Origin of the sequence: Mycoplasma testudinis ATCC 43263 (assembly GCF_000687795.1) — a bacterium.
In the GTDB taxonomy this organism is placed as follows: Bacteria; Bacillota_I; Bacilli_A; order Mycoplasmatales; family Mycoplasmoidaceae; genus Mycoplasmoides; species Mycoplasmoides testudinis.
Genome location: NZ_JHXT01000008.1, coordinates 21,897 through 34,931, shown reverse-complemented (window position 1 = coordinate 34,931; position 13,035 = coordinate 21,897). Strand labels below are relative to the sequence as shown.

Genomic DNA, 13,035 nt, shown 5'->3' with positions numbered 1-13,035 from the left:
TAGCAATGAGTACTAAAATTCCTTTATCTTCAATCCGTTATGCTTATTTTGATATGGATGGAACAATCCTTACCAGTCATGGATTATTACCAACGCAAAATTTGCAAGCGATTTTAAGATTGCAAAAAGCAGGTGTTAAAATTGGGATAGCAACCGGGCGTCCTCATTATTTAATTAATCAAGTGACTAATGCAATTAATCTGGATTTACCAGTAATAAATAATGATGGAACTGAAATCTATGATTTAAAATCCCAAAAAAGCGAATTAATTGGAAAAATAAATCCGCAAGCGTTAAAAGCTTTGGGAACCTATTTTTTTGAAAATAAATTAGGTTTCAAAGCGTATAATACCAATAGTATTTATGCTTATATGCCTAATGGACCAGTTGAACATAAAGGTAATCCAGATTCGGCAAATTATCCGAAGATAATTTTGAATAATTTAAACGATTTAATAAAGCTTGAGATTGTAAAAATGATGACTATCATGTGGGATTTTCAAGAATTTCAAAAGGTTTGAAAAGTTTTCGAAAAGATTCCAAATATTTTTTTAAGAAATTCAGATAACTTTTTACTCGATGTCACGCCTGATTGGACTTCCAAAGGTAATGCCCTAAAAGTTTTACAAGATCGGAAAATTATTTCCTTAGATCAGTTATTAGCGTTTGGTGATAACGAAAATGATCGCTTGATGATTCAATTAGCCAAGTATGGCGTCATCATGGAAAATGCTACAGACGTTTTAAAGCAAAACGCCAAGTATCTTGCCAAACCTTGCGCTGAGTTTGGTGTCGCACAATTTATAAATGAAATAATTGATTTTACTTGCTAATTTTCAGCAAGTTTTTTTCATGCTATAGAAATTATTAAAGGATTGAACATGAAGAAGATTAATATCTCAAATATCAAATATGCATATTTTGATATGGATGGAACATTGCTTAATGATGATTTAGAAATATCTCAAGAAAACGTTGCAGCAATCAATATATTACAAAAATCTGGAGTAAAAATTGGGATTGCTACTGGCCGCTCTCATTTTTCTATTGAAGAAGCTATCAATAAATTGAAAATAGATTTACCAATTATCAATAACGATGGTGCAGAAATTTATGACGCACATACCCAAAAAAGTATAGTTATTAGCGAAATCAATAGTAAAGCTTTAAAACAGATTGTTAATTTTTTTTCGGTCAATCAAATTAGTTTTGCTTCATATGGTGCAAATTCAATTTATATTTGTGGTCAAAAAGTTCTTGATGATTTAAGTTCATTTGAACAGTTTGTTCAAGCTCCAAAAACCATTCTTCCAGCTATTGAAGATGTTTTTAAACAACAAATTGTTAAAGTTTTGACAATTATTGATGACGAACAATTGCTAGTTAAAACGCTTGATAACTTTAAAGATATCCAAGGAGTTAGTTTGGGTGTGTGAAGAAGTAGTTTACTTATTATTTCAGTTGCAAATTCGTCAAAATGACATGCCTTTAAATATTTAGAACAAAAAGGTTTAGTAAATCGGAATCATTTGCTTTTTATCGGAGATAACAATAACGATGCATTAATAGCTACTGGGGCTAAATATGGAGTTATGATGGATAATGCTAAACCAGAATTAAAAAATCTAGTGAACTACTTTGCAGGCAATAACAATACTTCTGGAGTAGCTACTTTTATTAACACCATGATCGATTTTGACAAATAGGATGGGTGATTTTAGCCAAGCAATTATTTTTGAAAATTTTTATTCATGTTATTTTCAAAAGTTTTTACTCTTAGTTTTTATTTGAAATGCGAGAGATAAGTATGCAATAAATAAAATCTCGTTGTATTATTTATCTGTATATTAAAAGTTCATTTAAATAGATATTTTTTACGGGTTATTCAAATGTTGATTAAAGAATAAAATTTATACAAGCACCTACTTCTCATACAATAATTTCATAAGGATCTTACATGAACTGAAAAACCAGATTTTCTGAGTTGAATAATCATTTAGATGAATTACAAACAAAAAACAAAAAGCACGTTAATGATATCGATCGAGAAAAAATAAATTTTGATCAAAATATCTCTTACGCTTCACAAAAAATTTGAACTTCTCATGATAAAAAAGAACAGTTGCTTTTACAAGAAGATCTTTTTAAAAAATATGAAGTACAAGTACAAGAAAAATTAGATAATTTTTTAAATGGTTCAAAAGATCTTTTTATTATATCTTCGATTAAAGATATAGGGCTAAGACAACGAAACGAAATTTTTCATGAACCAGGTAGTTCTTTTCATGAAAAAAATAAAATAGTTAAAGAAAAATTAAACAATCTAATTGAAAGTTTAAATTGCGAGATATCTGTAACAAATGGAGTTGTTAATATCAGTTGAAAACCCGTATCTGCAGCAGTCGAACAAACCGTAATAAATTTATATTCAGTTAATTTAAAAAGTATCCACCCCGCAGCATATAAATCGGGATTGGTATCTTATGAAGATAGCAATAAAATCGAATTTCATGTTGGTGCAGATTTTACAGATTCAATACTAATTCCAAAGATAGATTTAATAAGCAAAAAAATTTTAAATAGCAACGAACAAAATTGTATGTTTTTAAACTTAGAGTCTAATAGGTATGCTTTTAAAATTATGCAGATTCGAAACGATAAAAGCATTGTTGTTGAATCGCGGCTACATTTTTTTACGGTATCTAACAATGCTCTTTTAGTTAATCTCAACGAGAACAAAACATTGTTAGTTAATGATGTCTCCGAAAGTATAAAAAAAGAAGTGTTAGCAACAACTGCTCCATTAGCCGGAACAATGATTTGACTAAATACGCAATTTTCGAAATCATTTTCGAAAACTCTAAGGCCTTTTACTGGTCAAAATATGACTGATTTAAAGCAACGCCTTGATCAAGCTGACTATGTTAACAAAGTTCGAGAACTGCAATTAAACAATTGAAATTTGCAAGAGCCTAAATCAATAAGCAAAGGTGTGGAAACACCGAACAATTCTTTTAATTTTTTTACCAAGGATATTTATGACGAGCATCAAACAGCAAAATTTGAATATAAAATTTTAGATGTTCTAGATCCACTTAAAGCAGTTGAACAGAATGAATCTTTTGGGTGACAATACTACGATTTAAAGGTTTTGTCCAAAGAAAAATATGATCCAGATTTAAATAAATTTATTCCAGTATGGAGAGTTATTTTCTGTCGTGATACCAATGCAACAAATCATTCTCAATTGATTAGTTTTGAACAAAAATACGAACAACTTTGTACACAATATAATCAAGTTATTGGTGAACTTGAAAAATTAAATAGTTTGTCTCACAGCCACAATCATAATCTTGAAAATAAACTAAATTATTTCAAGACTAATTTAATTAGTGATTTTAAAAAACTCATTCGTGCAGAAAAAGAAAGCTATGATAAAAAATGTAGATTAATTCTTAAACAAATCGCTGATGAATTAACATTGCAATTAGTATCAAATCCTGATAAGTATTTTTTGGTTCGTAAAGAACTTAATAAAACTTTAGATAATATTGCTGATGCAGTTAATGAAATCGATAAAAATTTTTCTAACCAAGTATCTGCTATTAAAGCACATTGTTTTCCTGTTTTAATTGACAAAGCTAAAGAATTTAATATGTTATTAGCTTTGGTAATTCCTGGACTGTTTTATCGATTTCACATTCATTTAGTTAATAAAAAGAAATTCCAAAACCTCAAAATAAAAACTAATGAGCTCGAAGAATTAGCTGCTAAAGTTAACGAATTAATTAAAAAGAAAAATTTGTTCATCGAAGAAAAACGACGTGCTAAAAATGATGCCTTGCAAAATTATATAAATGAACAAATTAAATTTAAATCATCACTTTCCCAAAAGTGACAAAATCAATATGAAAAAATCCTTGATGAATTTATTAAAGAAAACGAAAACTGAATAAGTTCCAAACAAAACGAACTTCACAATCTTTCTACTGACTATCAAACTCTTTTTGAAAAACATAAAAATTTGTGAATTGAATTGTGCGCGTTAGATAAACAAATGAATGAAATTAGTAATAAATCTTACTGTGCGATGTTCGATATTAATTAAAGAGGATTTAAGGAATAGTGTTTATTAGGTTTACAACAGTTATAAAGTTGGTTTAAAACCTTATTTAATAACATAACTATCTATTCGTTCTTCTGGTTTTTAGAGATTATAATTATTAATTTCATAGCATCTAATATATAATTGTTAGAATTCTTTAATCATTTCTTTTGGTTAATAAATAATTTTTTTTGCAATTGAATTCTTTTGAAATATTTTAAATAAGGTTAGTTAAATTATGCCTAAACATATCAACAAAAAATCCAATAAAAAAATAAGTTTTATGTTTTTAGGTTTTACTTTTTTGTCGTCTGCAAGTTTAATTGTTTCTTCATGTGCGTCAGCAACCGATAATTTATCCAAAGAAAAACAAAATCCCGATAAAACAACAGATTCAAATCCTAGTAAAACTCGAACTCTTCCACCACCAGATAGTTTTGAAAGTCAAAACACTTTGAAAACCGTTCAACAAGTGATTCAAGATTATTACTCTAGTGTATTAAATGACCGCAGTTATCAGATAGCTAGTCATGAAAAACCAAAACTTGTAAGTGATGTTACCATCAATTCATCAACGACGTTAAAAAACATCAATAAAATGCTATCTGTTGCGAACCAACTAAATGATCTGCCAAGAAAACTTCTCAATAATAATTATTTTCTTGAATTCGTTAAAAGCGATGAGGATGTGGCTAATGGAAGTTTTAATCTAAAAGTGATTTTAATCCAAAGAATAGATCTTAATAGAGCATTTTATGATGTTAATGGTAATTTAGTTAATGATATGAACAAAGCCGGAAAGATCATTAAAATTGTAGGTTATGCAAATCAAAATTCGCGTGATATTACAAGTGTTAGCGATGATTTTGAATTTGCTACAAATGAAGTTCCAGTTAATTCACCATATGAGTTTATTCATAAATTAAGTTTCAGTTTACAATTCAATAATTCTGGCGGTTATAACGCATCTACTGAAGCAAAAGGAGAGAAAAGAAATGATGATCCTTATGGTCTTGTTGGAACCGGATGATTGTTTGATTATGAGCCTTTAAAAAACAATTCATTAGGAAAAGTTTGAACTGGTTATTTTGCTACGAACTTACATGTGGCTGAAGGCTTGTTAAATCCGAACGATAACGCCTTGTATCAACCACCTCAAAATCCAAATCAAGCAACAAAAACAGATACCACTCAATCTTTTTTGTTGCGTCGTTATGATTCGTCTGATAACAGCCTATTATCATCAGTTAGTAATCGTTCAGATTTAACATCTGTAAGGTTACAAAATATTCCTAAAACAATGTTTGCAGCAACAAATTTTACCCAATCAAAAATTAATGGTCAAGACCCGTATATTGATTTTGCTGTTTTACAAATTAAATTCCAAATTACAACGAATGCTTTAACAACTAGTCAAATTGCTGAGAATGCAGCATACAGTGGATGAATTTTGCCAGCGACCAGAATTCTAGATGATTTAAAAGCAAAAAATGAAAGTTTATTCGACCTGACAAATTACACAGAATCAAATACTTTAAATCAGCAAACTGCCTATCTTGGAGGGTATCCATCAATTTATCCAGGCACAAGAGTTTGAAATTCATCTAATCGCGTACGAAGATTATTACGTAGCGATTCTTCATTATGGACGATTAATTCTAATTCTAATGAAACTGATTCTCGTGGGTTAAGTGGACAAAGATTTGATTTAGAAAATAATGAATTTTTAAACCGTGGACGTAATAGTGGAGTGGTGAACGGAATGACCAATAATTTAATTTCTCAAAGTCGTCATCAAGTTTATCACGGAAATGACTACAAAGGCTATGGGGTAGGTTATGCTATTGAAAATAGTAACTTAGGTAAAGGTTCGTCAGGAAGCGCCTTACTTAACCAGGATAATAAAATTATGGGAATTTATTGGGGAACAATTTCAAGAACTATTAATGGGATCAAAAATGAAGTTCCAATTGGATTAGCTGATGCTATTAGCTTGAATATAAATCCAAATAGTGCGAATGGCTCCCGATTGATTAACCAGGGGATGCAATCTTATAACTTAATCACTGGAGCACCAAATATGACAAAATCGTATCGTCAAGCATTATCAGAGCAAGGAATTAAAACGCTTTTATTTTCTTAGACTCTAATTTATCCTCTTTTTGTATTTTTTTTAATAAACGATTACCACAACGGTGGTAGAACTACCAAGTATGACAATAAGGAAAACTATTAAAAGAATTAGTGTGACTAAAGCCAAGGCTCCACTGAGGATAAATCACGAAACATACCCAACAACAGCAAGCATAAAGATTAAAACAATAAACAAAAAATTCATTGCTCAGAAAGGTTCTCATCTGTATCTTTTAATAGCTAGAATTCATAGCGTAAAAAATATAACCGCTGCACCAGATGCACCAACCGCGACATATGCATCTTCTTTTGAAGGGTATATTCCTGCGTACAAAAATACTAAACTAATTATGACAAAAGTTATAAGACCTAAAAAAATGCCGTTATAAAACCCTTTTGATTTATATTGGGAAAACATTGCATAACCAATATAAACTAATCCACCGACGCCAAAAAATGCTGATAAATCATTTAAATGAGAAAAAACCGAGACATTGATTGGACCCAATGTACTATTACTATAAATTTCTAAACTTTCTTGAGCGGTTAAAGCACCAAAGGCAAAGCAATAAGCAATGGGAAAAGTGAACATTACAATTCAAATAATTGATAAAAAAGTTTTTATAGATTTATTAGTCCCGCTCAGAAAAGTGGATAGTTTATTTGAGGAAATATTTCTCATAAATTTTAATATCATTAATTTAAAGCGCGAAGGATATTTTTGTTGTTTTGCTAAACGTTGAGTTCTTGTGTTTTTTGGTGATTTAAGAACTGCTAAACCCATCATAAGTAAATAAATAGGAAGTCAAGCAAATGATCAATACACGATAACTGAACTAATTGTTTTTAGATTGTTACCCTCGTCAGGAAGAGAATTAAATGCGTCGAAAGAAAGTGCGTAGATAATTTGACTAAAGACAAATATTAAAAATAGAACGAAACCTGCGATTAATGAATTCCAATCAATTGATGATACAAAATCACTGAATTTATTATTCGTTTTTTTATTATTATAGGCATTAGTATATTTTTCTAAAAGATGGGATAAGTCTTGGGTATATTGAGGAGAATTTCCTTCTGAACTTGGTTGATGATTCATAATCTATTTTTCCTTGAAACATTTTTGATGGATATTTAAAGATCAGATGCTTTTTTTATATTAATGTTAAATAAGTAATAAAATACTTTGCTCAAATACCCTTTCATGTAATACTTTTACGTTAAACAACGGAGTAAATTGAATGCAAAGTACAATCATTAAAGGTTTTTTTAAATTATTAAACCCCAAAGTCTTCTTTTATTTTTTCAGCCGCTAGTTGTTTTTCTGCTTCTTCTTTGATTCTAATTCTTTCTTTTAGGATATTTTCAAGCACTGTATATGAGGCATTGATAATTTCAAATAAAGGTTCTAAAGTTAACATGGCTGGAGTATCTTTTAAACTAAATTTATCAATTTTGTAAGCATAAGCTTTTTTATAAGAAACGTTTTTAGTAGTTTTGTAATAACCCTTTTGAAGTATCCCTTTATGATGAAGCGTGTTTAAATCTGTCGTTGTTTGTTTATCATCCACAAGTTCTGATTCCCGTTCAACAAAATAGATTTCAGTTGCTTTAGAAGGAGTGTTGTCATCTAAAAGGCGATTACTGATAACTTTCATTAAATACAAAACCTTTGAATTTAATAAAAATAATTTTCAGTATTTTTCAACATGTTCTGGTGAATGTGCAAAAAGGTATGGGAGACACAAAAAAGTTTCATAAAACATATAAAAACCTAAAACCATTTTTCGGATTCAGTCTGGCCGATTATAAATATCGCTTAAAACAGCTCCCGGTCCAAAATCAAAGTATTCTTTTTTCCCTGGGTAAAATCTGCGAATAGAATATCCTAAATTTTCTCTAGTTTCGATTTCTGTATCTGCATTGTAGAAGTAATCATTTTCTCCAGTTTGATAATTAAAAATATAAATTTTGTCTTTAATCAATTCAAAAGGGACAGAAGCGTTTTGATAAACATTTTCTAAAGGATTAAAGGTAACTCCAACCCCTGTATTAAGATCTGTGGTTCTGCTTGTTACGAAGTTATTAATAAAGTATTCAGGTGAAAAATTAATGGAGGGAACAGTTTTACCAACAGTGGTTGAGAAAAGATTACTAAAACTAAATCCACCAGATGCAGTTGAAGCAGAAAGGGTCCGTGTTGGTACAATACAATAAACACCAAAGAATAAACGTTTAATCATCACGTATTCTTTTTCCGTTAATAAATATGACATATTTCCATACTTACTATAGTAAGGGGCTATTAAACTTGAATATTCGTCAATTTGACCCGCTAAATAAGTAACTAAAAAATTAACGTTAGCGCGATAGGCTTGGAACAAATTTTCATCAAAAGGACTAGTTTGCACGTGTTGCATTGATTGAATTGCTTTGCTGGCTAAATCAGTTATATCTTCAAAATTGCTAAATAATGGGCCGTTTGCTGGGTTAATGTTTTGGTTGTTCATAAGATTTGGTTGACTTTCTGTATGTGGTTTAATTACTGGAGGTTGCAATGGTTTTTGAATGACATCAGGATTATTATTTAAATTTTTTTGAATTACTGGAACCGCTGGGGTTGTTTGTGGTGGATTTGCGATTTTTGTCGGTTGTGAAGTCAAATTGCTAGATAATTCTTCGGAAGGAATTTTGCTAAGCGAAGGGGATGCAGGACTAATTGTGGGATTAACAGTAGGTGCCGGAATTGCAGGAATCTTTGTTAAATCCGTAGGGATTTTAAAGCGATTAGTTGTTGGAGCTGTACTTTTATTTGAATTAATTTTTGAAGAATTTTCATTTATATCTTTGTTTTTTGATAAAGCTACAAGCAAAGATGGAGACAATATTAAGCATTTAGCAAAAAACGATCCTAATAAAATACCGGGTAACAAATACCACTTCATTATTTTCAAAATTATACTATCTTGATTATTAAACAGTTTGAATGCTGAAACTATTTTAGGTCATTTTTCAGCAAATTTATAATTTGACGTAAATGCATCATAGTTTTCTGAGCAAAACTTAGAAATTTTACGATTGGTAATTGCTGTTACAAAAATAAAAACGATTGCAAAAATAAGATACACAATGAAACTATTAAGATACACACTGAAACTATACATTTGGATGGAAGTATTATTAGCAGAATCCTGATTATTAGTAAAATAATTACTAATTAATACAGCAAAGGTGATTAAAAAAACTAGAAAAAGTAAAAATGAAATAATATTAATTATTGCCGTTTGTTTAATGCTCCACGACCTTTTCTTAAACATAAAAAAACAAATTTCTCCTATTATATCTAACTTTAAAACTATACGTTTCCAATTATGTTTTTTTTTTTTTTTTGTCAAGGTTTTTCGAAAAAAAATTAATACTACTTGTTTACAAGAATATTTTTATTTTTTGATTACTTTTTATAAGGCTTGGAAATTTATAAACCGTTTTATGAAAGTTATCCCATATTTATCCTAATGCCATTAATCAATTATTTTTGTAAAAAAATCACTTTTGTGTTATACTTTTAGTCGCTTTGTTATTTCCGGTTGGATACACCGGGAATCGTTGCTTAAAAATGGAGGCCTCATGGCAACAATTTCACAACTAATTAGAAAGCCGAGAAAAAGCAAGATTAAAAAATCTAAATCTCCGGCTTTGCTAGTAAACCTGAATACTTTAGAAAAGAAAGTAACAACCGTTTCTTCACCATTAAAACGTGGTGTTTGCACTCGGGTTGGAACAATGACACCCAAAAAACCAAACTCTGCATTGCGGAAATATGCAAAGGTTAAATTAACTAATGGGCTTGAAGTTTTAGCGTATATTCCTGGCGAAGGTCATAATTTACAAGAACACAGTGTCGTATTATTACGTGGTGGTCGGGTTAAAGACCTTCCAGGGGTACGTTACCACATTGTTCGCGGAACCTTAGATACCCAAGGTGTTGACAAAAGAAGACAACAACGTTCAGCTTATGGTGCAAAACGACCAAAAGCTGGTGCAGCGGGAGCAGCCGCAGATGCAGCTAAAGGAAAGAAGAAATAGATTATGCGTAAGAATCAAGCCGAAAAACGAAAAGTATTACCTGACCCATTATTCAATTCTCCTTTAGTAACACGGGCAATCAATGCCATTATGTACTCTGGAAAACGTGGTTTAGCTCAAAAAATCTTATATGGTGCTTTTGATTTGATCAAACAAAAGACTCAAAAAGATCCTTTAGAAGTTTTTACTAAAGCATTAGATAATGTTATGCCTAAACTAGAACTTAAAGTTCGACGTGTAGCAGGCGCTAACTACCAAGTACCAACTGATGTTTCACCAGAACGTAAAATTACTTTAGGATTACGTTGAATTGTTTTATATGCTCGATTACGACATGAAAAAACAATGTTAGAAAAAATTGCCAATGAATTAATCGACGCATCAAATAATACAGGTGCAGCTGTTAAAAAACGCGACGACACTCACAAGATGGCTGAAGCAAACAAAGCGTTTGCTCACATGCGTTTTTAGTAGACAACCAACATACCAATTCAGATTGAAGGATTAGATAGGAAATTAATTAATATATGGCTCGAACGATTCCTCTAGAACGTTACCGGAACTTCGGAATTATGGCACACATTGATGCCGGAAAAACAACGACTTCAGAACGGATTTTATTCCACTCTGGAAAAACACATAAACTGGGAGAAGTTCATGAAGGTCAAGCTACCATGGACTGAATGGAACAAGAAAAAGAACGTGGTATTACCATTACTTCTGCAGCGACATCTGTTACTTGAAAAAATTGTCATTTGAACTTAATTGACACCCCTGGACACGTTGACTTCACTGTCGAAGTTGAACGTTCTTTACGGGTTTTAGACGGTGCTGTAGCTGTTTTGGATGCCCAAATGGGTGTTGAACCACAAACTGAAACAGTTTGAAGACAAGCTAGCCGTTATCACGTACCACGTATTGTTTTTGTAAACAAAATGGACAAAACTGGTGCAAATTTTGAACGGGCAGTTGCTTCGATTCATTCACGTTTGGGCGTTAAAGCCGTTCCAATCCAATTACCAATTGGAGCTGAAAACGACTTTGTCGGAATTATTGATTTAGTAGAAATGCGGGCTTTATTTTTTGATGGCAAAGAACACGAAGATTATGAAATCAAAGAAATTCCAGCAGACTTATTAGATCATGCAAAACAAATGCGTTCTCACATGATTGAAGAAGTTGTTAACTTTGATGATGCTAGTATGGAAAAATACTTAGAAGGAAAAGAATTAACAGTTGATGAAATTAAGCGTTGTATCCGTAAAGGAGTAATCACTGCAACTTTATTCCCTGTATTATGTGGTACAGCATATCGTAATAAAGGTGTTAAGCCTTTGTTAGATGCTGTTGTTGATTACTTACCATCTCCAGTAGATGTTCCCCCAGCTAAAGGAACTGATTTAACAACAGGAGAAGAATCAATTGTTAAAAATGATGATAACGAACCATTTGTTGGATTAGCGTTTAAAGTTGCAACTGATCCTTTTGTTGGCCGTTTAACCTTTGTTCGAGTTTATTCTGGTGTATTAACTGCTGGTTCATATGTAACCAATGTTCGTAAAGATAAAAAAGAACGGGTTTCCCGACTTGTAAAAATGCACGCCCAACAACGCACTGAAATTGACGAAGTTCGGGCTGGTGATATTTGTGCTATAGTTGGTTTAAAAGACACAACAACTGGTGATACTCTTGCTAAAGAAGGTGTTGAAACCCAACTTGAAGCAATGGTCTTTGCCGAACCAGTTATTAGTCTTGCAGTTGAACCAAAGACCAAAGCAGACCAAGAAAAAATGGGGATTGCTTTAAGCAAACTTGCTGAAGAAGATCCAACGTTTAAAACATTTACTGATGAAGAAACAGGTCAAACTATTATTGCCGGAATGGGTGAATTACACTTGGATATTTTAGTTGACCGGATGCGTCGTGAATTCAAAGTTGAAGTTAACGTTGGTGCGCCTCAAGTTAGTTATCGTGAAACCTTCACAAAAGAAGCTGATGTTGAAGGAAAATACATTAAACAATCTGGTGGTCGTGGTCAATACGGTCACGTTGTAATTGTGTTTAGTCCTAACCATGATAAAGGTTTTGAATTTGAAGATAAGATTGTTGGTGGAAAAATTCCAAAAGAATACATTAAACCAGTAAAAGCCGGTTTAGAAGATGCTTTAAATACCGGACCATTGGCTGGGTATCCAATGATTGATATTAAAGCAACATTACACGATGGTTCGTACCACGAAGTTGACTCTAATGAAATGGCATTTAGAATTGCTGCTTCATTAGCCTTAAAAGAAGCTGGCAAAAAATGTAATCCAGTATTACTTGAACCAGTAATGAGCATTGAAGTAACTGTTCCAGAACAATACTTTGGTGATACGATGGGTGATATTAGTAGCCGCCGTGGTAGCATTGAAGGAACTGAACAACGTGATAACGTTCAAGTAATTAAAGCAAAAGTTCCGTTACGAGAAATGTTTGGTTATGCTACTGACTTACGTTCATTTACCCAAGGCCGGGGTAATTACATCATGCAATTTAGTCATTATGCTGAAGCGCCGAAATCAGTTACTGCAGAAGTAGTTGAAGCAAAAGTTAAAGCAAAACGTTAGTTTTATTTTTAGCTATTTACCAAAACGAAATAACTCCTTTATGGGAGTTATTTTTTTATGTAATCAGTTTTTATGGCATGGTCAAAATCGTTTATTTATCAA

Annotated in this window: 9 protein-coding genes; 7 read left to right on the top strand and 2 right to left on the bottom strand. The window is 31.5% G+C overall.

Annotated elements, in window-relative coordinates; all coding sequences use genetic code 4:
* The first annotated feature begins 5 nt into the window (after positions 1–5).
* From T384_RS0102660 to T384_RS0102645, 4 genes are all read left to right on the top strand, one after another.
* A complete protein-coding gene (locus tag T384_RS0102660; protein ID WP_027119730.1) occupies positions 6–833 on the top strand; it encodes a Cof-type HAD-IIB family hydrolase in 828 nt (275 codons plus the stop codon).
* Between the two features lie 48 nt (positions 834–881).
* The gene (locus T384_RS0102655; protein WP_027119729.1) at positions 882–1,706 is read left to right on the top strand and encodes a Cof-type HAD-IIB family hydrolase; all 825 of its coding nucleotides are present in this window, start codon (positions 882–884) and stop codon (positions 1,704–1,706) included.
* 251 nt (positions 1,707–1,957) lie between these two features.
* The gene (locus tag T384_RS0102650) at positions 1,958–4,108 is read left to right on the top strand and encodes a hypothetical protein (protein ID WP_027119728.1); all 2,151 of its coding nucleotides are present in this window, start codon (positions 1,958–1,960) and stop codon (positions 4,106–4,108) included.
* Between the two features lie 235 nt (positions 4,109–4,343).
* A complete protein-coding gene (locus T384_RS0102645) occupies positions 4,344–6,248 on the top strand; it encodes an MIP family Ig-specific serine endopeptidase (RefSeq protein WP_027119727.1) in 1,905 nt (634 codons plus the stop codon).
* 30 nt (positions 6,249–6,278) lie between these two features.
* Here the strand turns inward: T384_RS0102645 and T384_RS0102640 are convergent, their stop codons facing one another.
* On the bottom strand, positions 6,279–7,337 hold the full coding sequence (locus T384_RS0102640) for a hypothetical protein (protein WP_027119726.1): 1,059 nt from the start codon (positions 7,335–7,337) through the stop codon (positions 6,279–6,281).
* 178 nt (positions 7,338–7,515) lie between these two features.
* A complete protein-coding gene (locus T384_RS0102635; protein ID WP_027119725.1) occupies positions 7,516–9,555 on the bottom strand; it encodes a DUF4064 domain-containing protein in 2,040 nt (679 codons plus the stop codon).
* 310 nt (positions 9,556–9,865) lie between these two features.
* Between T384_RS0102635 and rpsL the strand changes: the two genes are divergently transcribed.
* Genes rpsL through fusA form a run of 3 tightly spaced genes read left to right on the top strand, consistent with a single transcriptional unit; the run spans position 9,866 to position 12,933 of the window.
* Positions 9,866–10,324, top strand: coding sequence for a 30S ribosomal protein S12 (gene rpsL / locus T384_RS06255; protein WP_036498917.1), 459 nt, complete (start codon positions 9,866–9,868; stop codon positions 10,322–10,324).
* 3 nt (positions 10,325–10,327) lie between these two features.
* Complete coding sequence (rpsG, locus tag T384_RS0102625; protein ID WP_027119724.1) at positions 10,328–10,795, top strand: 30S ribosomal protein S7; 468 nt, start codon at positions 10,328–10,330, stop codon at positions 10,793–10,795.
* A gap of 56 nt (positions 10,796–10,851) precedes the next feature.
* Positions 10,852–12,933 carry an elongation factor G gene (gene fusA / locus T384_RS0102620; RefSeq protein WP_027119723.1) on the top strand — a complete coding sequence of 694 codons (2,082 nt, stop codon included), beginning with the start codon at positions 10,852–10,854 and terminating at the stop codon, positions 12,931–12,933.
* The last annotated feature ends 102 nt before the right edge of the window (positions 12,934–13,035 follow it).